A 23,146-nucleotide genomic window follows, 5' to 3' on the forward strand; every position below is an offset into this window, starting at 1 on the left:
AACGCAGCGGAATCAATCGTTTACACTATCAACCCTGAGGACACATAGCTTTCTTCTGCTTGTCCGCTATTTGTCCGCGTATATTTTCTGCAAACCGCGACTTATCTAATGGATATTGATCTGCGGCTGAACTTGCCAATGACTTGCTGAACCGCCATTTCGACGGCGACTAGGCAAATGGGGCGTTGGCAGGTACGTTTTATTTCACTGAGAACAAGGCTGAATTATGGACTCTAAAACCCAAACCGAAATTGAAGCAGCGGTGTTTCGCCGACTGGTCAAACATCTGCAGGACAACACCGAGGTTCAGAATATCGATTTAATGAACCTCGCCGGCTTCTGTCGCAACTGTCTGAGCAAATGGTATCGCGCCGCGGCGGAAGAACGAGGAGAACAGGTAGAAGACGCCGCAGCCAGGGAAATCGTTTACGGCATGCCTTACGATGAGTGGAAAGCCAAGCATCAGAAACCTGCGAGCGAAAGCCAGCTCAAACAGTTTGAGCAAAACAAACCCGAATAGCTTTCCTCGATTCAGGCTCGGGGCGACGCCAATGGGCCTGAATCACCCGCCTCAGAGAAAGTTTTGCAAAGCCATTGCAAAACTTGCAGTCGCAACGCTATCTCTTCTGAACAAAACCGCCCCTCTCAACTCTCCCGACCACACATAACCATTTGATATATAAATAATTTAAAAATATTTTCAAAACCTGGCCCGGTTTCTGCTGTATTCAGGGAAAGCAACCAAACCTAGGAGAGGTTATGAATCAGCACGCTAAAAAACTCGACCTGACTGCTACATCCCCGGATATGGGCATTAAAGAGAACAAGGCGGACTCAGTCGCCGACAAACTGGCGCGCGTGCTCGCCGACACTTACAGCCTGTACCTCTACACCCAATACGCCCACTGGAACGTCCGGGGCATGAGTTTCTTCGCACTGCATGAGTTGTTTGAGAAGCAATACAAAGAGCTCGCCGAAACCATCGACGATATAGCAGAGCGCATGCGCGCCATCGGCTACAAAGCTCCCGGCACCCTGTCCCGCATGGCGGAATTTTCCACGATTTCCCCCAAAGAAGAGCGGACAGCGACAGCTTTGATTAAAGAATTGATTTCCGCCCATGAGGGCACAGTCGCAAGCTGTAGAAAGTGTATCGCCGCGGCGCAAAAGGCCGAGGACTTTGCGACGGAGGACCTTATGGTCAATAGACTGACTTCCCACGAACAGGCTGTCTGGATGTTGGGCAGCCTTCTCGAGGAGTAATCCTCGCCCTATCCCACCCAAACGATACCCTCCACATTTATCCTACCTTCCTTTTTTTGGCCACTTCGGTGGCCTTTTTTTATGAGTAGAGGACGGTGGAGCGCTACGCCGCCCGAGGGTAAAACCGGCACGATTTCTGCGTTACCAGTTCCAGATACTCAGACGTAGAGAGGGTTCGCCCACATCGTCGTATTTGTTGTATGAACAGATTAAGGATTAAGCAATGGACATAATAGAATTTGAAAAAGCCGTCGACATTGTCTGGTCTTCCATTCAGGAATGGGCGGAAACCGCACTGGCCAACCTGCCTAGCGCCATCGTGGCCCTGGTGTTTTTCTTCCTGTTTTTGTACATAGCCAAAGCCGTATCCAACCTCACCCAGCGGGTGCTTGTGCGTTCGTTGGATTCAGTGGAAGTCGCGAATCTGCTTTCCACCATTGTGCATATTGTATTGGTGGCAATCGGCGTCTTCGTCTCCCTGGGCTTTGTGGGATTGCAAGGCACCGTCACCTCCCTCCTCGCCGGGGCCGGGATCATTGGTCTGGCGTTGGGCTTCGCGTTTCAGGACCTCACCGAGAACTTTATCGCCGGGATATTCATGGGCGTTCGCAAGCCATTTCGGGTGGGAGACATCGTGGCGACCGCAGACATTATGGGTACCGTAGAGGCGATTAATCTGCGCAATACCCATATCCTGACGTTTTCAGGACAACGGGTCATTCTTCCCAATAAAGCCGTCTTCACCAACAAACTGACGAACTTCTCCATCACCCGTCAACGCCGCCTGGAAATCCAAGTCGGCATTTCTTACGCCGACGACATCGACAAAGCCGCCAAGGCCATCACCAAAGCCATCGACGCTCTGAATTTCAACCGCAACGGCACGGAAACCCAGGTATTCGCCACCGGCTTCGGCGACAGCAGCATCAATTTGGTTGTGTGGTATTGGATCGATTATCCCACCGGAAAAGTAGACTTCATGACCGCCCAGCACAAAGGCGTCGTAGCCGTGAAGAAGGCGCTGGACGATGCCGATATCCTCATCCCCTTCCCAATTCGCACATTGGATTTTGCGGCGAAAGGCGGCTTGCAGCTTGATCAGATTATCAGCACTCGTACTGAAGAGGTGGAGTCTTCCGCGGCTTAAGCCAGCATGCAGGGAGCAATTCAAAATAATAGCCGTCCTCTTGCGCCGCTAATTCAGAGATATGAGGACGGCCCACCTCAGAAATGAAACTCAAGTATGTATTCACTGCCTTGATAGATTTGTAATAGACCTGATTTCAATTCCTTAAATTTATTGAATCCTTTAATGAAATAAAAATGCGCCAATTCACCATTTGTCAGCACTACATGAATGCCGTCATTGGTGACCAAACACTCTTTCACACAATTAAACCCGCCAATAAATTGATTATCGCACTCAAAATAGATTCCGTTCCCAAAACCTGCCTCCTCAGTCAGCCCTCTTTGCCAGAGAATATAACCGTCGCCCCAACCTTCCACGGCTACAATGAGGACATCGCTTTCAACCGTTACAACATCATGCTGGTTGCTCATGTTGTAGCAGGCCTTTTTGGTTTAATTCTTAAATCTGCGAAATAAACCATTAGTTCTACTCAAGCAACAGCTCAGCCATGGAGTATTTACATTCATACCCCATTTCGACTGAGTCCCATTGTATCGAGTCGCGATGCACCCATAGATAATGTTCGGTATTACATGGAGAAACTCTCTCACCATTATCGAAAGGAAAGATATCTATTTCTTCAATCTTCTCGCCATTTCGTAGACCAAAATAGTACGAGCCAGCCACTTCCACCTTCATGAATATAGCGTCGGAAACCAGGCCATAAAACCGAAAATAAAAGCCTGGATTAAACTCATCCGCCCAGAATTTTCGTATTTCCAGCTTGCATCCCAAACGCTCGCTTAGCTCATTCAGTTTTTCTTTAGCGGTAAGTTCAATTTCCAATTAAGTTAGTCCTTCTTATCAGCCTGACTATGACTCACAGGCATAACGACTCGCATGCTCACGATTGCTGCGCATGCCCCATGACGAACGCCTTTCACTTTCCTTTTGAGGTTACCCACAGCGACCGGTGTTTGGTAATAATCGCGTCAATCTTACCTTCTTGCGCCAGTTGCTTTAAGCCATGATTGAAGTCCTGTGAGGTTTTCAAAAAATTCTTCGCTTTCTTAGAAAACATCAGGTATTGATTTTCCACCTTGATCGGAGGGTCTAGCCAGATGAACTTCTTGACGGAGTCGGGAAATTCCGTGTTGATAATATACTGCCCCATAAACTTATCAATCAGCACAAGATCAATCCAGCCACGGGAAAGGCTAAGAATATTCTGGCGATCCTCGGTGACTTCAATGGTATTCAGTCTGGCCTGTTCAAACTCAGGCGGATTCACATATCCTCGCACCACACCAATTTTATATGGCTGTAAATCATTCAGTGAGACATAAGAAATATTACGCTCCCTGAGAGCATAAAACCCCAACTCGTTGGCTGGAAGAGGATCTGAAAACTCAAACCACTGCTCCCGGTTTTTGCGATACCACCCAGTGTAGACCCCATCAAAATCGCCAGCCTGCGCCATGCCATAAGCTCTTTTCCAGGGCAAAAATTTTACCTCCACGTCATACCCGACTCGTTGAAAGGCGGTGAAGATGATCTCCGAGATAAATCCCTTACTCTCTAAATGTTCGCCGTAATAAGGAGGATACTCAGTCGCGGCCAGTACTACCTGGCGCTGCGCCGCTTCTACGTTCTGTAGCAAACCGCAGTAGAAAGAAAACGGAAGGAGCATTTTAAGTAGCTTTGCCGCCAACCTTCTAATTATCATGAAGCCCCTCTTGGCAGGATAGCGTCAAATGCGCTTGGGATGCGGAGGCATTGCATGACAGACTGGTTTATCGGCCCTTAAGCGCCTGACTACTAGACAAGAATGATCAAACCGGTCGATATGCCTTCCTGGATACTAAATATAGCAGGGGCGCTGACACTTGGCACCAGACCAGTTCAGAGGGGAAAGCGTCTTAGGGAGATTAGCTTCAAATTCAATACTGAATCGCCCACCTCAAGCTCTAGACATGTAGTGCAAAATCAAAGCCTTTAAAGTTTCAAAATATTCAACATCACCAAGAGTCGAGATTCCCCCTACCCATTGACCATATAGAGCATTAATGTCATCGCTAGGGGATTCCAACTCCCCCCACTCATCATTCAAAAAGTAAATTACTAAGGCTTTTGACACTTGATCTATTTCCAATACCCCATCTATATAGCTTTCAATGATTGCGGTAAAAGTTACATCGCGCGCCGCTTCACTGTCCAAATCAATAATATTTTCATAAAAATACTTCTCAACAAAATAATCATCTTGAGCTTCGTGATGAGCCAGCATTATATATCGGTACTCAGGGCTATCATTTTCCTGTATATAATCATCAATCGCCCTAAAAAAAGCAGCCCTGCTGATTGCACCAGTTTTCCAAGAAATCCACCTTTTGACAGTAAGAAGCGTTTCTTTACTCAAGACTCTACTCTCCTTTAAACAATGCCCTCGCCAGAACCAGAGGCGTCAAGGATATTCTTTCAAGCACTAACCTGATAGCTCCAATAATATATAGATGCATCCGCCTTCCAATCTGCTCCCTGAAAACCCAACACTTTGTAAGTTCTGCAAGCCTTTTACCCAAGATTACCAGCCAAACGGAAAAAACGTACAAATTTACGCCAAAGTGTGCATAAAAAGCGCTAAATTCGTCAAAAATAACTTGGCACGCTTCTAGCTATCTCTTAAGTGACAACGAGGCATAGAGACCTGTTACCCGGTCTCGATAGAGATCCGGGACTTTAAAAGATAGAAAAGGAGATCGTTATGAAAACGCCAAAAACTTTTATCAAGAAACCTGCTTATGCTGCTCTGATCGCTGCGACTCTGGCTGGCGCTATGACCGTGGCCCCTGCTTACGCGGCAGGCGACAAAGTTAAGAAGGAAGAGACTGTCGGTCAGAAAGCGGAAGAAATGAGCCAGGATGCGAAGAAGTATTTCAAGGACGGTTGGACTGAAGGCAAGATTGAAACCGCCATTCTGTTCAACGAAAACCTGAGCACGTTCGAGATTGACGCTTCCGTTAATGGCTCCAACGCGACGCTGGTGGGAACAGTCAGTTCCGAAGTGGAAAAAGAGCTGGCGGAACAGATCGCTCTGAGCGTAGAAGGCGTTAAGGATGTGGATAACCAATTGCAGGTAGCCTCCACGCCCGCCAAAAAGGAAAACGCGGATAACGACAGCTTTAAAAGCTCCGTGGCTGACGCCACTATTACCGCTAAGGTGAAAATGAAGCTGCTGGCCAACGAGTCCGTCGCCGGTCTTGATATTGATGTGGATACAGAAGGCCGTGTGGTAACGCTGAATGGCGCGGTGGATTCAGAAGCAGAGAAGGATCTGGCGGAAAAACTGGCCAGCAATGTTGACGACGTGGATTCCGTTGAAAACAAGTTGATGATCAACTAATTCATCGCACTCCATGCGCATAGACATCAGCAGGGCCCGAAGCCTCACGGCTTCGGGCTTTTTTTCGCCAGTGTAAGGATAGCAAGCAGGTCTACTTCAGGGTGCTCAATACTGAACAACAACACTGGGCCCGGCTTACCACCGGACCATGGCTCCCCGCACATCCACATGAATAAATGGACCGTGATAACTATTAGCGGAATATACGCCCAACCCGCCGATGAAGGACTTGTACTCAGGCGTCTCGGCAAATTTCTCAATCAGCTGCGCCAGATACTCCGCGTCATCTTTGTCGACTTTGCCGTCTTTGTTAAGGTCGTCCATTTTGCCGTCTTTGGGGTCCTCGTCGATAAAGACATCCGCCGCCCCGCCCCATTGATGACGACTGTACATCGCGTTGCGAATGGAGGTGTTGTAGTAGGGGGTGCGAAAGCCGCTCATAATAACGAAAGAAGAAACCGGCACACCTGCAGCATTCACCTGCTCCGTCAAATACTCCAGCTTAAGCAGCAGCTTTTCCCGCAGCACCAGAAACTTGGGGAACTCCGAGGGTTGCCGACATAGAAACTGCTCCAAACGGTAATTGGGCGTCAGCTCGATATCCAGCATATCCTTGGTGACTTCGAGGTAGCCGGGAGGCGGAAGATAGATCGCCTGGTTGAGGTAGGCCTCACTGGGATAGTGGCCTATCTGATAGCCACTCAGCATCCCCTCTTCGACTTGGTTCGCCGGCACCAACACAAACAGGTTCAGGGTTATTTGCGCCCCGGTGGAAGGCCTGCGAATAGTCAAACGACTCACACCAGGATGCGCAGGAGCGGTCCAGCGATAACGATCGCCGGGCTCCTTGACGACATCGCCCTGGCCGCTTATTTCAATCTGCTCGCTCTCCGGCAGATTAATTTTGAAGACAAATTCTTCTGACGCCTGCAAAAATGCGGACATAACCCGATAATCACTGGTTTCGCCTTTGAAACTGATACTGAAGTCGACTTTACCGGGTTCAAATCCAAAAGCACGGGTCATCAGCAGACAGAGCGCAATGACCGTTAGTGCTCTAACCATTCATTATCCTCCGGCGCTAGCGTTTTGCCTTCAAACGCCATTTGCAGTCGGGCGTCTCTTCCGTATACATCCTTACGGAATTGCGCCACGCCGGAGTCATCCATCCAGGCGGTCCAATATTGCAGATGCACTGGAACCGGGCTCGGTAAACGCAGTGTGGTCGGCTCCCCCGACGCAAGTATTTTGTCCAGCTCGATGCCGGTTCTTTTCTTACTGCCGATCAAGGCTGCAGCCAGTTCCAGAGGACGCTCCAGGCGAATACAGCCTGAGCTGAAGGCCCGTTGTGATTTATAGAACAAGCTTCTGCTCGGCGTATCGTGGAGATACACATTAAATTCATTGGGAAACATAAACTTGATACGCCCTAACGCATTCATCGGGCCCGCCGCCTGTTGCAGGCGATAGGGAAACTTGCCGCCTTTGACTTCTTCCCAGTTGATAGTTTCAGGGTCCAGGGCGGCCTCTTCCCGTCCCCAGCCTTTGTATACCCTGAAGCCCATTTTGCTGATGAATTCCGGGTCTTCGATAAAGCGCTCCAGCATGTCTTCTTCGGCGATCTGGGTTGGCACCTCCCACTGAGGGTTCACCACCAGATAAGTCATCAACCCGCTGAAAGCGGGAGTGCGGCGGTATGGCTTACCCACCACTACACGCATGCTCAGTTCGGTGCGGCCGTGATCCACCAGATCCAGACGGTAATCGGCGATGTTCACCACCACATAGCGGTCGCCCAGATTTGTTGGGGTCCAACGACGACGCTCCAGATTACTGCGCACCTGCTCGATACGCTCGGAAATTGGCGTATTCAGCATCGCCAGGGTCTCTTTTCCTACGATAGCGTCCGGCTTCAGGCCATGACGCTCTTGGAAAAAGCGGACGGCTTTTACCAAGGCTTCGTCAAAAAGGGTCTCATCATCCCCCGCGGAGGTATCAATCATCGGCCGTTCCATGTCGCCGCTGGCGATTAAGCGACGGCGCAATTCAATGACTCGCGAATCGGACTGCCCGGGTCGCAGCGTCGGACCGTAAGACACCATAGGCCAACCGCCCTGGGCTTCCGTTTCGCGCAGATCCGTCAGCAGTTGCGACAGGCCCTGGTACACTTCCGGCGTCGGCACCATGGCGCCCATGTCCTCCAACAGACGATCCTCGGCAATCGCCTGATACAGACGAGGAGCCAGTTCGCCGCTAGTGCGCTCTTCACGCCAGACGGAGTCGATCGACCTGGGGTCAAAGCGGCCGGTCAGACGGTCACTGGACAGCGCCACCATAGCGTCGGTCAGCAGCAGCTCCAACTCAAACGCGCGTCCGAATGTTTCAGGTCCCGCCCGGTACTGCCCCAACAGCTCTGACAAAACCGCAGTGTGATATCTTTGCGACGGCAAGCCTTCCTGATCGGTATGCTCAAGCGTCCTCACTAATGCATAGGCGCGCTCCGTCAGGGTTTCATCCGCAAACCAAACGGGCTTGTATAAACTCATGTCGTAAATCTGCCGAACTTCGGCGGGATGCAGCATTTTTTGCTGAGAGGGAAAAGATAATGGCTGGCCGGCGGCGGCCCACTCCAATAATTGCGACGGCAAGCCTGCGATCGGGCTCGCCTGGGTCATCGTCACCCACAGGGACAAGATGCAACACCAAGTCCAGCGTGGTAATACAGACGTCACTTGGTTCTACTCCTTAAGATTCAGCGGTCTTACCAGATAGATATTAAAAACCGGGGCCGGCTTTATAACGGGCGCCATTATAAGCGGTTGTATGAATACTATCTATATTAGCTGATTCAACAGGAGGTCGCCTGCATCTGACGGGAAGGTTCGTTAGCCCAGGGGGAAAACTTCAAAGCGACGCGAAAACGCCCTGTCGCAGCGTCATAATCCCAGCGCTCAAGGAGCGTTAAACGACGGTCTCGCTTAACAACTATACGATTGAAAGAATTAGGTTTTCCGCTGCGCACACGGGTCGACGTCGCCGTCCCCGCCTGCATGACGAAAACACCCGATGGAGCCTCCGGGAAGCTCTCCCGTAAAGGCAAAATGAAGGGATAGTGAATGTGGCCGCCAAGCACCAGATCCACCCCTGCTTCGATCCAGGCTTTCAACGCATATTCGCGACCAATGAGCAGGTTTTTCTGATCGGACGGCAACACTACCTGACAAGGGTGGTGCGCGACCACAACCCGCAGCTTGTCTGGCGCGGAGGCCAACCGACGGGCCACGGCGTCAGCTCTTTGCGGACCGATTTCCCCGTCCACATGGCGATACTTATGGGTGGTGTTTACACCCACAACCAGCGCCAGATTATTCTCAAATTCCGGCTCCAGATTCGCTCCAAAAATTTCACAATATTTTTTATATGGCGCCGTCAAACGGGTCCAAAGATTAAACAGAGGGATATCATGATTTCCCGGCACGGCTAAAACATGATCAGCCTGAATTCTCTCTAAAAAGTTCCGTGCGGCGGCGAACTGAAGACGCGTGGCGCGCTGAGTAATATCGCCAGAGAACAGAAGCAACTCCGGGCGCATGTCATTGAGAGCCTGCACCATTGCTTCCTGTACATTCCAGTCCTCCGTACCGAAATGGAGATCAGACAGCTGAATAATCTGCATAACGAATCAATTGACGTTTTTATCTGGGTCTGGCGGAGCCACAAATAAAGCGGCGCCTGGCCGCGCCCGCATCCTCACGGGCGTCGAAACATTACGAATCTCACCGTCCACTACAACCCGCAGCGACTTGCGGTGAGAGTCAATTTGCAGCTCTCGACAGACTATATGTTCATAGTACTCCGGGCTCTCCGGCATGCCCAACGCCATGCGCCCCAGCAGCTTCATCAACTGCAGACGCTCCTTGGCTTTAAGCACAATGGCGACAAAACCCTGATCATCCGCCGCTTTTTCATCCTGCAGGTTTAACAGCTCCAACTGCATACGACTGATGGTGCTAAACAGCAGCGGCGTATTAATGGCGCGGGAGAATCCTTCTGAGGTTAATTTCATTCGCTGTGGCCTGGCCTGAGTCAGACAGGTCCATATGCCGGACAAAAACGCCACCCAGCGAAAGCGTCCAAACCGTTTTTGATGCGACTCACGCGCCTGAATAATGCGGGGATACAGTCCCAGACTGGCGTTTACCGCGAACAGTATGTCGTTGACCTGGTACAAAGGAATCGCCTTAACCACGCCATTGAGCGCAATGTCCAAGGCCTCCGCAAAGTTCTCCGGCAACTTATGTTCTTTCGCGAACAGGTTGAAAGTGCCGCCGGGAACGACAGCGAAGGTCACCCGATGCTCCAGGATGTGGGGTAAGGCGGCGTTAATCGTGCCGTCTCCGCCAACCACAACCAGCACAGCCTGGTTCTCCTTTGCTTCCTGCGCCGCCCTGCGAATAGTTTCCTGCAGACCGATGCCCTGACGAATGCTGTGCGTAGATAATATTCGATCTCTCACACTGGCTGGCGCTGACTCCAGTTGCTCCATTGAGTCTCCGGAACGTCCCTTGCCGGAGCCGAGGTTAACCAGCATCACTAGCTTACGCTCTACCGTAGGAACGTTATGTCTTTTGATTTCAGCTACTTGCATAGTGGTTACCATTTATAGCGCCAAGGTTGCGCCTCCTGAAAATTCCGTTATTCCATATCCGTTTTACAACCATAAAAAAGGGCCGCCGATCAGCTCGCTTACGAGTTCATCGGCGGCCCCACTCCGCCAGGACTCTTTACTACGTCAAGGGCTCTTAACAATCCTGGTCTCTTGCGTTGACGCCCTCTTTAACACTTTCACATGCGTCTTCAATGCTATTGCCGGCGTCGTTCAGAGCTCTATCCACCTCTTCGCCGATTTGCTCCGCTTCGCCATCGCCCGCATCACAAGCGGTCAGTGAAAAAGCTAACGGGGCGGCTATAACCATTGCTTTCAACAGGTTGGTGAATGTAGTCATTGTCATCTCCTCGTTTCCTAACAGTTGTTTTGTTTCATTGGCGGCGTCCTACCGCAGCCTTTCCTCTGGATCTCAATTACAGCTCTATAATCGGTTTCTGCGGAATCCTCCGGCGATGATGCTGATTACGAAAAGCACCAGGAAGATAACGAACAGAATCTGTGCAATATCGGCAGTCGCTGCTGCAATGCCGGTGAATCCAAGTACGCCTGCTACCAGCGCTACGACAAAAAATACAATTGACCAATACAACATATCCTTTCTCCTTACTTGTTTCCGAACTCAACGGGTAATAATCAGAACTTGGACCAACTTTATTTTTTATCTTATTTATCAATAGATTAGTTTAAAAATGAGGCGTTAATGGAGGAGGCAAGTCGAGGCGATCACATGTAAAGCTTACAAACCCACTGCAATTATGGGTGAAGCGAGAGAGTCCCATGGGCGTGGACGTGGACGTGGACGTGAGAGAGCATATCGAAACGCCCGCAATCGCATTCATAGGCGGACTGAACTGCTCTAAGCAGGGAAGATAAACGTGTAGGAAGGAAAATATACTGTGCAGAAAAAGGCGGGGCCGTCTGCGGTCACTAACAGACGGCCCCTATAGCAGAACCGGACTAACGTACGGAGCGGCTAATAAGGCGCAGCCCGAAGGCTGCGTAAATCGCTTTTCTAAGGGGATGGATCAGCTTTCGACGAACGCCCGCTCGATAACATAGTGTCCAAGATCGCCTTGGCGAGCTTCAGTGAAGCCGCGGGAATCGAGGATGGTGCAGGTGTCTTTCAACATGCTGGGGCTGCCGCACACCATGAAACGATCATATTCAGGGTCCATCTCCGGCAGACCGATGTCGGAAAACAGCTTGCCGCTTTCCATCAAGTCTGTGATACGGCCCTGCGTGGGATAATCTTCACGGGTAACGGTGGGGTAATAAATCAGTTTTTCCTGCACGAGTTCACCGAAGAATTCGTTCTGCGGCAGTTCGTCGCGAATCAGCTCCTGATAAGCCAGCTCGGAAACATAACGCACGCCGTGGGTCAGAATGACTTTATCAAAGCGCTCATAGGTTTCCGGGTCTTTGATAATACTCATGAATGGAGCCAGACCGGTGCCGGTGCTGATCAGGTATAAATTGCGCCCCGGCAACAGATGGTCCACAACCAGAGTGCCAGTGGGCTTGCGGCTCATGATGATCTCATCGCCGACGCTGATTTTCTGCAAACGGGAAGTCAAAGGACCGTCTGGCACTTTGATGCTGAAGAATTCCAGTTCTTCTTCGTAGTTGGCGCTGGCGATGCTGTAGGCGCGCATCAGCGGACGGCCGCTGTCTTGCTCCAGGCCAATCATAATAAAATGTCCGTTTTTAAAACGGAAAGACGGATCGCGACTGGTGGTAAAGCTAAACAGAGTGTCGTTCCAATGACGCACGCTGGTGACCGTTTCTTTACGCATTCCTGACATAATCTGCATTGACTCCTGATAAAGGCGCTAAAGTTTTCATTGATCGATATTTAACCCGAGTATAATCTATCTGTAAAACAGGATTATTCAATAACTCTTATCGGATTTATCGATAATGCACTACACCCTGCGACAATTGGAAATATTTCTGGCCGCCGCTCACTTCGAGAACATCACCCAGGCCGCCAAAAGCCTGTCCATGTCTCAATCCGCCGCCAGTGACGCGCTGCGCAATCTGGAGTCCCAATTCAATATTCAATTGTTCGACCGCATCGGCAAAAGCCTCCAGCTCAACGAACTGGGGCGCATGCTGCGTCCCCGGGTGGAAGCGCTGATAGAGCGCGCTCGCGACCTGGAGTTGGACTTTCAACAGCATACGGATATCGGATCACTGAAAGTGGGCGCCACGCTGTCCATCGGTAATTATCTGGCGGTCAGCATCATGGCGGATTTCATGCAGCAACATCCCGGCGCCAAGGTATCCCTGGAGGTGGCCAACACCACCACTATCGCAGGCAAGGTGCTTAATTTTGAATTAGATGTGGGCTTGGTGGAAGGGGAAATCAATCACAATGAGCTGGAAGTGATCCCCTGGCGCGACGATGAACTGAAAATTTTCTGCGCACCCGACCACCCGCTGGCGCAAAAGAAAGTCCTGAGCGACGCAGATCTGGTGCGCGCCAGTTGGATATTAAGAGAGCGGGGTTCGGGAACCCGACAAGCGTTCGAATGGGCGATGCACGGCATTCTTCCCGACCTGAAAGTGTCCATTGAGTTGCAGCACACCGAGGCGATAAAGCGGGCTGTAGAGGCCAACCTGGGTATTGGCTGCCTGTCGCGGGTGACCCTGGTGGACGCCTTCAAGCGCGGCAGTCTGGCGCCGCTGGAAGCGCCGCACCGCAATTTCCAGCGCCGCTTCTACTTTATTCTGCATAAAGAAAAGTACCGCAGCGCCGGTATCGAAAACTGGCTGGAGTTATGTCGCCAGCTTACCTGATACGGACTGGAGCACTGGACGCTTCAGGAAAAGTTAACCCCATACAAAAACAAATCAACATCGTCATTGGGAAGTCGAGTGGTCTTCTCCATCGCCATACCGATCTTCTCTAAAAGCCGAATTGAGCTGGCGTTGCTCTGGTTCACAATGCCGACAATGCGGCTCATACCCAGTTTAGTCGCGCCAAAATCCAGCACCGCCTTGGCCGCCTCGTAGGCGTATCCCTGCGAACGAAATTGCGGCATGAACGCGAACCCTATATCCACATCGTCCAGCCCTTCGCGCTTGATCAATCCGCACATGCCCACTGGAGCGCCATCCTGCTTAAGCTCAACCAGATAGAGACCGAACCCTTCCCTGTCATACATCGCCAGCGGACCTTTTTGGATGTACTGACGCGCGCCCTCCAGCGTTCTTATCCCACGGTCGCCGATAAAACGTATCCATGATGGGTCGTTCAACAGCGCCAAAATAAAATGGTCATCCTCCAGTCGCAGCCAACGGAGCGTTAAACGCTCTGTCTCCAATACCTTCATAGTTATAACCGCCTGTTTATTATTTATTCTATCCAGATTCTTTCGACGCACGGTTCAATGACACTATTGGACACTGACCAGTACCTTTTCCACCCACTCCGGATCGTCAGGAGCCACGATCACGGAGCGACATCCCTGACGCTCACATTCAATTCCCACACCGGGTAAGTCGTCAATCATCAGATCAATACCAAACAGCCTGGGGGCCTTGCTGAAGCGGGAATAACGCTGATTAGCGGCGACGGCTTCACGATGATCGTCCTGATTAACCACCTCCCCTATTCTGACGCCCCACAAACGAAACCAGGCCTTAACGAGCCAGGGTTTACGCAGAGAGGTGGTATATATCCAGATTTCATGGTCTTTGGCCAGTGTTTGCATGAGCGCCGGCGCACCGGTACGCAAGGCTTCACGGAACCATAATCCTGCCGGCGGCCCTAGTCGACGCTCTCCAGCCGCAAAGGGGCCCGTGGTGGGAATCAAAGTGTCATCCAGATCAAATGCTATACGCACGTCATTGCCCCGCTGCAATAAAACTTTTGCGAAACCCCTGCGGGGTCACGCCTTTATGCTTCTTGAACAGACGATTGAAGTTGGAAAGATTATTAAACCCGGTCTGTTCCGCAATGAGCCCTATCGGCGCTTTGCTGTTGATCAGTTTTGAACACGCCTGTCCCAGGCGAATCTGGGTCAAATACTGATTAAAACTTTGATTCATATGTTTGCTAAAAAAACGACTGAACTTACTGACGCTCATGTTGTGCCGTCGCGCCATGTCCTCGACCGTCAGCTTATCGGCGAAGGCCTGATGAGCAGCGTCCAAAATGCCATCCAGAATATCCTGTTCACGCCGATTAGTGGCGCCGGAATAAAAATTCGCCGACGCCAGCGGACGATAAGGCGTCTGCGCCAGATCTCCCAATAATGAGAGTAACGTAAGTAGACGGCGCCGTGGGTCTTGCTCTGGAAGCCCTGTAAACAGTCGATCTACCGCTGTGTAGTCAGTTGGCCGAAAACGCAAGCCACGTCGACTTTGTCTCAGTATCTCGCCCACATCGCTATACTCGGGAAAGCTCTCCAACAAGCGATCCACCCACTGCTGATTGAACCACAACACATACACCGTATGCGGCGCTTTTTCGTCAAGACGCTGTGAGGAGCGCCAGCTATGGGGCAGATTAGGACCTATCAACACCAGATCGCCGGATTCGTAGCGATCCACATGATCGCCCACATAACGCTGGCCGGCGCTGTTCAGGGTGTAGGTAAGCTCGTACTCAGGGTGGTAATGCCACTGAAAAGGCAGTTCGTCCAGTTGACGCAGAAAAAAGCGCCAGGACGCGTCTTCTGGATATCTGACTTTTTCATAGAGCGCTTTCATAGCCTTTCGCCGCACCGCCGAACTGACTGGCCATCATCGCAAAACCCTCGTCAGAGTCATACTATTCTGGCCACAGAATTGATAAGAATGACCGAAAAGTATCATTCTCCGCCCTATTTCCACAACCTGCCCCCGGTTACGCCAAGCAGAATACCCCTGTTCCCAATCAGCATCAGCGCAGGCAAGAACAGGAGATAACAATATGAACCAGCGTTATGAGTATAAAGCTCCCGGTAATCGCAGCGTTTCCGATCCCGGCGGCGTGCAGTTGAAAGATATCCGCAAACAGCTTCCTTTACGCGTGCTCAGTGAATCTGATTTTGCGTTCTGGCGCACCTGGGGGTACATCATCATCCCCAATGCAGTGGATGCAAAACAGGTGCAAGCGGTGCAGTCATTGCTTTGGGAGTTTACGGAAATGGACCCGAAGGACGCCGCCACCTGGAGTAAACCGCAATTGCGTCAGCATGAAATGAAGGAACTCAACAACAGCGGAATGGTGGAGTGCTATCACCATCAGACGCTATGGGACAGCCGTCAGACGCAGCGTGTTTATGACGCATTCGTGGATATCTGGGACCGCGAAGATTTATGGGTCACCATTGACCGCGCCAACCTGAACACGCCAAACCGCGACGGACGTCAATTCAGCGGGTTCATTCATTGGGATGCAGACTCGACAATGAACCCTCCTCCTATTGGCGTGCAAGGCGTGTTGGCGCTGTCCGATACGGATGAGCATTGCGGCGGCTTTCAGTGCGTACCGCAACTTTTTCATGACTTTGAGCAATGGAAACAAAACCAACCTGCCGGCCGCGATCCCTGGGTTCCCGATCTGACAGGCTATGAGCCGGAGTTCATTCCTATGCGCGCTGGAGACCTGCTTATCTTCAACAGCCTGTTGGCCCATGGCATTCGCCCCAACCAGTCTGACCGGGTGCGTATGGCCCAGTACATCTCTATGGCGCCGGCGAATGAGTCCGATGAAGAGATGCGGCAGTGGCGGGTAACCTCATGGCGTGAGCATACGCCTCCGCAGGGATTCGCATTTCCCGGCGATCCCAGAGAGTGGGAGAAAACGCGTTATCCGCAAGCCCAGCTAACGCCGCTTGGCGAGAAGCTATTGGGCCTGAAGTCCTGGCGCGAGAGTTATGTCGAGCCGGCTTAATCCGCTTTGGCGAACTCCGACGGCGGCTTGATCAACTCAAAACCGCTGTCGGCTTTGCCTTCTTCAATAAAGAAGTCATCGCTGTCCTGCGGAAAATTATATTGAAAGGTATTCTCGGTAATGGAAATCACCCGGAACGAGTTAGATTTGCCGTCGTCATGCGTCTCTAGATACATGCCGCCTTCGTAATCCCATGCGCCTTTTTCAAGCACCAGCGTGTACTTTTTCGCAGACATATCCATGGACAGATATTCCTGTTCAAAACGACCATCCGCTGTCCGCGTGATTTTCCAATACTCCTCCAGGCCCGAATAATTGCCCTCATCATCCGCACTGCCGTCGCCCTGCCAAACGCCCACCAGAGCCGCTTTCGCTTTGGTGGCGTCCGCCTTCAACTCAACATCCGCATGACATGCATTCAGCGACAGAGATGCCGCCAAAATAGAAATGAAATAGATCCGTTTCATAAGGGAGAGCCAATCTCTTTGTGATGTATTCTTGTCATAACCGAGGCCGTCGCCATCATCCTGAGCAACCACGCATGCTTACGCACACCCTATTCTTAGATGGCGATTGGGGGAAAAGCAAATGGAGCCTTCCATAGATAGAGTCAATAACAAGATACCCCTTGCAACCATAGCTTTTCGCTCAAGCTTCCAAAGAATGCATCCCTGCTTCCTTTCCTAAACAAACAGTGACTCACCCGCCATGAAAAATAGACAACGTCATACGGCGCACATGAGCTGGAAATTCCGTGGCGTAGTTGCTCCAGTCTTTGTATTGGTTCAGTTTCAGTTCTTGCGACCAGCGGGAGATATTGTCCATGACTGCTCCGGGGCCTTTGGTGGTCATGGTTCTGTTAATCTGCGCAGAAACCAGTTGAAAGAGATCTTCCACGAAGGTTACGTTTTCCTGCAGGGCCTGCACGGAGGTGGAGGTTGAGTGTGCGTTTACCGCGATCTGTGGTTTCAGGTCCTGCATCAGTTTGAGGGCTTTTCGCACGCCCAGATAATTGTCGTTGTCCATCCATACGCCGGGGATAATGTACCGGTCTGCATATAGATCCGCGCTGTAGACAATACCGTCTTCGGGCAGGTGAATGATGGCTGATGCGAAGCCGTCTGCAGGCCCAACGTGAATCAGCGTCACTTTGCGTCCGCCAAACTGGAAACTATGTCGGTCATCGAATACCGCATGCACCTTTTTCGGAGCAGCACCAGTGACATCCAGCTCAAACACGGCTTTGCAGGAAATGTGACAAATTACTTCCGCGCCGGGAAACACCTCCGTACCGCCGACATGGTCCAAATGCTCATGGGATAGGACGATGCGGGTCACCGGGCGAGAAGTCAGCCTGGCGATTTCGGCTTGCAGGACCTTCGCTCTTTCAGGATTGGCGGGATCGGTGATTAACACGCCATCCTCGGAGAGCAGCGCCAGGCTGGTGACGCCCGCTTCAGAAATTGCGTACGCGCCCTGCTTCAACTTAACGACTTCCGCCGCCTCGACATCACCGATCATCAGCATCGCCGCCAATACCCAAATAATAATACTGTGCATATCAGTTTCCTTAGTTACGTGGCTTTATCGCTCCTGTACGGCAAAGCGTATTCGCCGAATAAGAGAGCGAAAGGCTAGGAATCAAGTGGTTAATGCCAGGTTAACGCCAATTTAAATCGGCAAAGTGAGGCCGCAGGCGTTTAGCCTCGCATTCAGGCATTTCCTGTGCTTTAATGCGCCCGTTTAAACCCACGTAAATATGAGGAGACTGCCATGGCACGGGCTAGCGCGCGTCACATCCTGGTAAACAGCGAAGATCAGTGTAACGATCTGAAAAAGCAGATCGAAGACGGAGCGGATTTCGCCGCTCTGGCCAAAGAACACTCTCAGTGCCCCTCCGGCCGCAATGGCGGCGAGCTGGGTGAATTCGGCCCAGGTCAAATGGTTAAAGAATTCGATCAAGTGGTTTTCAGTGCGGAAGTCGGCACTGTTCAGGGTCCAGTCAAGACTCAGTTCGGCTACCACCTGTTGGAAGTCACCAAGCGCACTGACTGAGAGCGCCGAGGGCGATGTTCATAACGTCGCCCTTCTCTCCCTCCACCCTCTTTATTCTGTAATCAGCGTCTCTTTTTCCACTTTCCCTCTTTAAATTTCCCGACTTTCCCTCCATAAATAACTTCAACCCTTTATCCGACCACCCCACAACGGTCCGCCCATGCAGCAAGACGTTTCTACAGCCCGCATCGGGGCGCTCAAAGCTACGTTTGAGTTTATTCTTCCTTACAAACGACAAATTGTATTCGCACTCTGCGCGCTGTTTTTCACCGCCGGCATCACTCTGTCCATTGGACAAGGCGTGCGACTGCTTATCGATCAGGGCCTGGCGACACAGTCTGAGCAGATGCTGTCCCGCTATGTGCTTATCTTCCTGGGTCTGATCGTCGCGCTCGCGCTCGGCACCTTCACCCGCTACTACTGGGTAACCTGGCTCGGCGAGCGTGTGGTGGCGGATATCCGACGCAAGGTGTTCGATCACCTGATTGAGCTGCATCCCGGCTTTTTTGAAAGCAATCGCGGGCTGGAGATTCAATCCCGCCTGACCGCTGACACCACGCTACTACAATCGGTAATTGGTTCCTCCGTCTCGGTGGCGCTGCGCAATATCATCATGATGATCGGCGGGATCATCTGGCTATTCATCACGAATGCAAAACTCACCGCCATCGTCATGATTTCCGTGCCCCTGGTGGTGTCTCCCATTCTGATATTCGGGCGGCGGGTGCGCGGTTTGTCTCGGCGCAGCCAGGATAAAGTGGCGGATGTCGGCTCTTATATAGGCGAAGTGCTTGGACAGATAAAAACCGTTCATGCCTACAACCATCAAAAGTTAGATAAACAACGCTTTTCAGAGCACGTTGAAGACGCCTTCAACGTCGCCAAGGAGCGTATCGTGCAACGCGCCATCCTGGTGACGGTTGTCATCGTTCTGGTGCTGGGCGCAGTCGGCGCCATGCTGTGGATCGGCGGGCTGGACGTCATCGAAGGACGCATCAGCGGCGGCGAACTGGCGGCGTTCGTGTTCTACAGCGTGTTAGTGGGCGCAGCGGTAGGTTCCGTCAGCGAAGTCATCGGCGAATTGCAGCGGGCGGCTGGCGCAGCGGAACGCATCGTGGAGCTATTACAGTCGAAGAATGAAATCACTGCGCCGCAATTCGGCGTGAAGAGTCTTCCTGAGCTGATCCCCGGCAATCTGTCTATTCGCGACGTCAGTTTCTCCTACCCGGCGCGGCCGGACGCCAACGCCATCGATCACCTGAATCTGGATGTTGCGCCGGGAGAAACCCTGGCGCTGGTCGGCCCATCCGGCGCAGGCAAATCCACTCTGTTTGACCTGCTGCTACGCTTTTTTGATTGCAAGGCTGGAGAAATCCGTCTGGAAGGCGTGGATATTCGACAGCTTGAGCCTACGGATTTACGCCGCTGCTTCGCCCTGGTGTCGCAAACGCCAGCCCTGTTTTTCGGCTCCATTGAAGACAATTTACGCTATGGCAAACCAGACGCCGCACAGGAGGAAATCGAAGCCGCCGCCAAAGCCGCGAACGCCCATGATTTTATCGCCGCGCTCCCACAGGGCTACAAAACCCGTCTGGGGGACGCCGGTCTTGGCTTATCCGGCGGTCAGAAGCAGCGCATCGCCATCGCCCGCGCCATACTCACTGACGCTCCCATTCTGTTGTTGGACGAAGCCACCAGCGCGTTGGACGCACAAAGCGAGTATCTGGTGCAACAGGCCCTGGAACGCCTGATGGAAGGACGCACAACGCTGGTGATCGCTCATCGTCTGGCGACGGTGAAAAACGCGGACCGCATCGCCGTGTTGAATCATGGTCGCCTGGAAGCTTTGGGCTCCCATAGCGAACTGATCCGCGACAGCGAACTCTACGCGCGTCTGGCGGATCTGCAATTCAATACGGAATGGGAAGAGCCGGTCGTCGAGTAATTCGCGGCCGGTTAGTTAACCTGGGATTCGGGCTCGCCCGCGTCCTCTTCACAGGTCGGCAGACGACACAGATATAAGGTAGTGCAGGCGCCAATACCGCTGAGCATGATCAGGCTCCATAATTTGCCGACGACCACCATGGAAATGGCGAGTCCCACCCACAGGCAGATTAACGCCCGCAATCTCACCTTGCGGGTGACGCCGCGCCCTGACTCAAAGTTCTTTACGATTGGTCCCAAATGGCGATGAGACACCAGCCAGTGATGGAATTTCGGCGAAGAACGCGCGAAGCAGGCGGCGGCGAGCAGAATAAAGGGCGTGGTGGGCAATAACGGCAACACAATGCCAATGACGCCAAGCACAACGGAAGTCCAGCCAACGACGACCAGCAGTATGTGAAGAGATTGTTTACGCATGTCGCGCCAGTCATCCAGCAATTGAAATTCAGGAAGCTCCGCAAAACGGCAGCCAGCTCGTTTTCAGGAGGTCTACAAGGCCAATGCTAGTTTCAAATAGGATGCAAGGCAAATTCAGACGCCAGGCATATTGACCTGCGCCAACGAGCGGTACACTCTGTTGCGGGCCGTTGTTAATATCAACGATTCTCTAAACGATACAAATAGTTAGCCCGTCTCTACGGGGGCTGACGCGAACAAGCACAGAGCAAACCCATTCCTTACGCGCAGCGGAGAGATCCATGAAACAAGAGACCATCGCCATTCACGGCGGCTTTGCCGGCGACCCCACCACGCATGCCGTCGCGGCGCCGATCTATCAGACCACCTCCTATTATTTCGACAACACTCAGCATGGCGCTGATTTGTTCGACCTGAAGGTGGAAGGAAATATTTACAGCCGCATCATGAACCCGACCAACGCCATATTGGAGCAGCGTATGGCGCAGCTGGAAGGCGGTATCGGGGCCTTGGTGATGGCCTCAGGTATGGCGGCGATCACCGCCACAATTCAAACGCTGACCCGCGCCGGCGACAATATCATCAGCGTCAATCAGCTCTATGGCGGCACCTACAACCTGTTTGCTCACACCCTGCCGCAATCCGGCGTCACCGCGCGCATGTTCAACAGCGACGATCCCGCCTCCATGGAAGCGTTGATCGATGAAAACACCAAAGCGGTTTTTTGCGAGTCCATCGGCAACCCCGCCGGAAATGTGGCCGATCTTGAAGCACTCGCCGCAATCGCCCACAAACACGGCATACCAGTGATTGTCGATAACACCGTCGCCACTCCCGTGTTGTGCCGCCCTTTCGATTTCGGCGCCGATATCGTGGTGCACTCATTAACCAAATACATCGGCGGCCATGGCACCACCATCGGCGGCGTGATCATAGATTCAGGCCGTTTTCCCTGGAAGGACAACCCCCGCTTTCCGCAGCTCAACGAGCCTGATCCCTCCTACCACGGCGTGGTGTATACCGAAGCCCTGGGCGACGCCGCCTTTATCGGTCGCGCACGGGTCGCGCCATTGCGCAACATGGGCGCTGCCCTGTCGCCATTCAACGCGTTCCTGATTCTGCAAGGCGTCGAAACCCTGTCGCTGCGGATGGAGAGACACGTGGAAAACGCCATGGCGGTATGCCAGTTTCTGGCGTCCCACCCCAGCGTCAGCTGGGTGAAGTATCCAGGTCTGGAGAGCAGTCCTTATTACGAGCTGGCGCAGAAGTACATGGGCGGCAAACCTTCCTCTGTACTGAGTTTCGGCATCAAGGGCGGCAAAGAAGCCGGCGGCCGTTTCATCGACGCCTTGCAGATGGTCAAGCGACTGGTGAACATCGGCGACGCAAAAACCCTCGCCTGTCACCCCGCGACCACCACACACCGGCAGTTGGATGAAAAAGAACAGGCCGCAGCCGGCGTCTCTCCGGATATGGTGCGCCTATCCATCGGCATCGAGCACAAGGACGATATCATCGCGGACCTGGAGCAGGCATTGGCGCAGGCGACGCTATAGCGGTTTTGTCGTAGCAGGTTTGTAGAAAAGAGGTACAAGAGGCCAACGCCAAGTTGGCCTTGTCCCGCTTTAATTGGTGAGAGCGACTTTACTCAAGTACTCAAATAGATTCGTGTAGCCGCTGCTTTGCCAGCACTCTTGCGCATGATCCCAGAAACACAGCTCTGACTGACATACGCCGTCCCGCACATCAAAACCGAAGAAGTCCCCATTACTGTTCTCTGAAATCAACACGCAGCCTGCGCGAAGATGGGCGAATTCAGCATTGATATCAATCAGATTCCACTCACTGCCTTCCTCCAGGGAAAAGACATTGCCGAAAGCGAAATAGCCGCCGCCATACTGCAGCAAAAAGTCTTTGTACTCCTGCGGTAACCGGGCTTCCAGCATTTGCTCGGCGCGAATAAGACTATCCTGATCCGGCGCGTCGTCCGGCTCAAAATCAAACCAAAAAGGATGCGCGCTTTTCGCCTCACAAACACACTTTTTAAAGTCTTCAAAATTCATTGTTTTTATTCCTTTGAAGTCATGAAAAGAATGCCGCTGATAATATCTCAGCCTTCACGGCAAAGCACCTGGTCCTGGATAACGCCCTTACGCGAGCGAACGCGGTACTTATTTCCTTTCGGAACCTGACTGAGGAATCAAGCTATTGAGAGCGAGAGCGAATAACGTCACCTCCACAAGACAAAATTCAGACAGTAGACAGCCACTTGTCTAAAAGGCGTTCATACGAAGTTAGTTTCTTCCTGTATTGATGCTGATTTTAACTCAGCGTTGGTCATCCCACATTTGACCGCACTCTCACATCGACTTAGATTGAAAG

At 52.1% G+C, this 23,146-nt stretch carries 27 protein-coding genes; 9 read left to right on the forward strand and 18 right to left on the reverse strand.

The genetic code is table 11. The features are described 5' to 3' along the window. Positions 1-226: 226 nt before the first annotated feature. The 3 genes from ACQYWX_RS20200 (at position 227) to ACQYWX_RS20210 (ending at position 2,410) form a co-directional block, all read left to right on the forward strand. On the forward strand, positions 227-520 hold the full coding sequence (locus tag ACQYWX_RS20200; protein WP_279503073.1) for a DUF1244 domain-containing protein: 294 nt from the start codon (positions 227-229) through the stop codon (positions 518-520). A gap of 239 nt (positions 521-759) precedes the next feature. Next, positions 760-1,263: a Dps family protein gene (locus ACQYWX_RS20205; protein ID WP_216739676.1), complete on the forward strand. Its 504-nt coding sequence runs from the start codon at positions 760-762 to the stop codon at positions 1,261-1,263. 223 nt (positions 1,264-1,486) lie between these two features. Next, on the forward strand, positions 1,487-2,410 hold the full coding sequence (locus ACQYWX_RS20210; RefSeq protein ID WP_216739677.1) for a mechanosensitive ion channel family protein: 924 nt from the start codon (positions 1,487-1,489) through the stop codon (positions 2,408-2,410). A gap of 77 nt (positions 2,411-2,487) precedes the next feature. Here ACQYWX_RS20210 and ACQYWX_RS20215 read toward each other — a convergent pair whose 3' ends face one another. From ACQYWX_RS20215 to ACQYWX_RS20230, 4 genes are all read right to left on the reverse strand, one after another. Then, on the reverse strand, positions 2,488-2,823 hold the full coding sequence (locus ACQYWX_RS20215) for a hypothetical protein (RefSeq protein WP_431686129.1): 336 nt from the start codon (positions 2,821-2,823) through the stop codon (positions 2,488-2,490). Positions 2,824-2,878: 55 nt separating this feature from the next. Next, entirely contained in the window at positions 2,879-3,238 is a 360-nt protein-coding gene (locus ACQYWX_RS20220) for a hypothetical protein (protein ID WP_431686130.1), read from the reverse strand. A gap of 94 nt (positions 3,239-3,332) precedes the next feature. After that, positions 3,333-4,118, reverse strand: coding sequence for a substrate-binding periplasmic protein (locus tag ACQYWX_RS20225; protein WP_431686131.1), 786 nt, complete (start codon positions 4,116-4,118; stop codon positions 3,333-3,335). Between the two features lie 234 nt (positions 4,119-4,352). Continuing rightward, the gene (locus ACQYWX_RS20230) at positions 4,353-4,811 is read right to left on the reverse strand and encodes a hypothetical protein (protein WP_216737467.1); all 459 of its coding nucleotides are present in this window, start codon (positions 4,809-4,811) and stop codon (positions 4,353-4,355) included. Positions 4,812-5,156: 345 nt separating this feature from the next. On the opposite strand from ACQYWX_RS20230, the gene ACQYWX_RS20235 reads away from it, so the two are divergent. Beyond that, on the forward strand, positions 5,157-5,795 hold the full coding sequence (locus ACQYWX_RS20235; protein ID WP_431686132.1) for a BON domain-containing protein: 639 nt from the start codon (positions 5,157-5,159) through the stop codon (positions 5,793-5,795). Between the two features lie 135 nt (positions 5,796-5,930). On the opposite strand, the gene ACQYWX_RS20240 is transcribed toward ACQYWX_RS20235, so the two are convergent. The 7 genes from ACQYWX_RS20240 to ACQYWX_RS20270 all read right to left on the reverse strand — a co-directional run bounded on the left by ACQYWX_RS20240 (position 5,931) and on the right by ACQYWX_RS20270 (position 12,266). Beyond that, complete coding sequence (locus tag ACQYWX_RS20240; protein ID WP_431686133.1) at positions 5,931-6,860, reverse strand: hypothetical protein; 930 nt, start codon at positions 6,858-6,860, stop codon at positions 5,931-5,933. Then, positions 6,845-8,527 (reverse strand): L,D-transpeptidase family protein, encoded by a 1,683-nt coding sequence (locus tag ACQYWX_RS20245; protein ID WP_431686134.1) that lies wholly within the window; start codon positions 8,525-8,527, stop codon positions 6,845-6,847. The genes ACQYWX_RS20240 and ACQYWX_RS20245 overlap by 16 nt, the downstream gene beginning before the upstream one ends. Positions 8,528-8,643: 116 nt before the next feature. Further along, positions 8,644-9,471 carry a metallophosphoesterase family protein gene (locus ACQYWX_RS20250; protein ID WP_431686135.1) on the reverse strand — a complete coding sequence of 276 codons (828 nt, stop codon included), beginning with the start codon at positions 9,469-9,471 and terminating at the stop codon, positions 8,644-8,646. A 6-nt stretch (positions 9,472-9,477) separates the two neighbouring features. Beyond that, a complete protein-coding gene (locus ACQYWX_RS20255; RefSeq protein ID WP_431686136.1) occupies positions 9,478-10,443 on the reverse strand; it encodes a diacylglycerol/lipid kinase family protein in 966 nt (321 codons plus the stop codon). Between the two features lie 154 nt (positions 10,444-10,597). Then, complete coding sequence (locus tag ACQYWX_RS20260) at positions 10,598-10,801, reverse strand: hypothetical protein (RefSeq protein ID WP_279503084.1); 204 nt, start codon at positions 10,799-10,801, stop codon at positions 10,598-10,600. A gap of 84 nt (positions 10,802-10,885) precedes the next feature. Next, positions 10,886-11,056: a DUF1328 domain-containing protein gene (locus ACQYWX_RS20265; protein ID WP_011398159.1), complete on the reverse strand. Its 171-nt coding sequence runs from the start codon at positions 11,054-11,056 to the stop codon at positions 10,886-10,888. A 433-nt stretch (positions 11,057-11,489) separates the two neighbouring features. Then, positions 11,490-12,266, reverse strand: coding sequence for a ferredoxin--NADP reductase (locus ACQYWX_RS20270; RefSeq protein ID WP_216737460.1), 777 nt, complete (start codon positions 12,264-12,266; stop codon positions 11,490-11,492). A gap of 115 nt (positions 12,267-12,381) precedes the next feature. Between ACQYWX_RS20270 and ACQYWX_RS20275 the strand changes: the two genes are divergently transcribed. Continuing rightward, positions 12,382-13,263, forward strand: coding sequence for a LysR family transcriptional regulator (locus tag ACQYWX_RS20275; protein WP_279503085.1), 882 nt, complete (start codon positions 12,382-12,384; stop codon positions 13,261-13,263). Positions 13,264-13,286: 23 nt separating this feature from the next. On the opposite strand, the gene ACQYWX_RS20280 is transcribed toward ACQYWX_RS20275, so the two are convergent. The 3 genes from ACQYWX_RS20280 to ACQYWX_RS20290 all read right to left on the reverse strand — a co-directional run bounded on the left by ACQYWX_RS20280 (position 13,287) and on the right by ACQYWX_RS20290 (position 15,180). After that, positions 13,287-13,799, reverse strand: a complete 513-nt coding sequence (locus ACQYWX_RS20280; protein ID WP_431686137.1) for a GNAT family N-acetyltransferase — start codon at positions 13,797-13,799, stop codon at positions 13,287-13,289. A gap of 63 nt (positions 13,800-13,862) precedes the next feature. Continuing rightward, a complete protein-coding gene (locus tag ACQYWX_RS20285) occupies positions 13,863-14,312 on the reverse strand; it encodes a hypothetical protein (RefSeq protein WP_431686138.1) in 450 nt (149 codons plus the stop codon). 1 nt (position 14,313) lies between these two features. Continuing rightward, the gene (locus ACQYWX_RS20290; protein ID WP_431686139.1) at positions 14,314-15,180 is read right to left on the reverse strand and encodes an AraC family transcriptional regulator; all 867 of its coding nucleotides are present in this window, start codon (positions 15,178-15,180) and stop codon (positions 14,314-14,316) included. A gap of 202 nt (positions 15,181-15,382) precedes the next feature. On the opposite strand from ACQYWX_RS20290, the gene ACQYWX_RS20295 reads away from it, so the two are divergent. Further along, a complete protein-coding gene (locus tag ACQYWX_RS20295) occupies positions 15,383-16,348 on the forward strand; it encodes a phytanoyl-CoA dioxygenase family protein (RefSeq protein ID WP_216737456.1) in 966 nt (321 codons plus the stop codon). On the opposite strand, the gene ACQYWX_RS20300 is transcribed toward ACQYWX_RS20295, so the two are convergent. After that, the gene (locus ACQYWX_RS20300; RefSeq protein ID WP_216737455.1) at positions 16,345-16,815 is read right to left on the reverse strand and encodes a lipocalin family protein; all 471 of its coding nucleotides are present in this window, start codon (positions 16,813-16,815) and stop codon (positions 16,345-16,347) included. The genes ACQYWX_RS20295 and ACQYWX_RS20300 overlap by 4 nt on opposite strands. A 232-nt stretch (positions 16,816-17,047) precedes the next feature. After that, a complete protein-coding gene (locus ACQYWX_RS20305; protein WP_431686140.1) occupies positions 17,048-17,908 on the reverse strand; it encodes an MBL fold metallo-hydrolase in 861 nt (286 codons plus the stop codon). Between the two features lie 213 nt (positions 17,909-18,121). On the opposite strand from ACQYWX_RS20305, the gene ACQYWX_RS20310 reads away from it, so the two are divergent. Further along, the gene (locus tag ACQYWX_RS20310) at positions 18,122-18,403 is read left to right on the forward strand and encodes a peptidylprolyl isomerase (RefSeq protein ID WP_011398176.1); all 282 of its coding nucleotides are present in this window, start codon (positions 18,122-18,124) and stop codon (positions 18,401-18,403) included. A gap of 160 nt (positions 18,404-18,563) precedes the next feature. Beyond that, complete coding sequence (locus ACQYWX_RS20315) at positions 18,564-20,348, forward strand: ABC transporter transmembrane domain-containing protein (RefSeq protein ID WP_431686141.1); 1,785 nt, start codon at positions 18,564-18,566, stop codon at positions 20,346-20,348. Positions 20,349-20,359: 11 nt separating this feature from the next. Here the strand turns inward: ACQYWX_RS20315 and ACQYWX_RS20320 are convergent, their stop codons facing one another. After that, positions 20,360-20,764: a YbaN family protein gene (locus ACQYWX_RS20320; RefSeq protein ID WP_279503097.1), complete on the reverse strand. Its 405-nt coding sequence runs from the start codon at positions 20,762-20,764 to the stop codon at positions 20,360-20,362. A gap of 281 nt (positions 20,765-21,045) precedes the next feature. Between ACQYWX_RS20320 and ACQYWX_RS20325 the strand changes: the two genes are divergently transcribed. After that, positions 21,046-22,320, forward strand: coding sequence for an O-acetylhomoserine aminocarboxypropyltransferase/cysteine synthase family protein (locus ACQYWX_RS20325; RefSeq protein ID WP_216737447.1), 1,275 nt, complete (start codon positions 21,046-21,048; stop codon positions 22,318-22,320). Between the two features lie 69 nt (positions 22,321-22,389). Here the strand turns inward: ACQYWX_RS20325 and ACQYWX_RS20330 are convergent, their stop codons facing one another. Beyond that, a complete protein-coding gene (locus ACQYWX_RS20330) occupies positions 22,390-22,827 on the reverse strand; it encodes an SMI1/KNR4 family protein (RefSeq protein ID WP_431686142.1) in 438 nt (145 codons plus the stop codon). Between the last annotated feature and the right edge of the window lie 319 nt (positions 22,828-23,146).

This window comes from Hahella sp. NBU794 (assembly GCF_050749805.1).
Taxonomy (GTDB): Bacteria; Pseudomonadota; Gammaproteobacteria; order Pseudomonadales; family Oleiphilaceae; genus Hahella.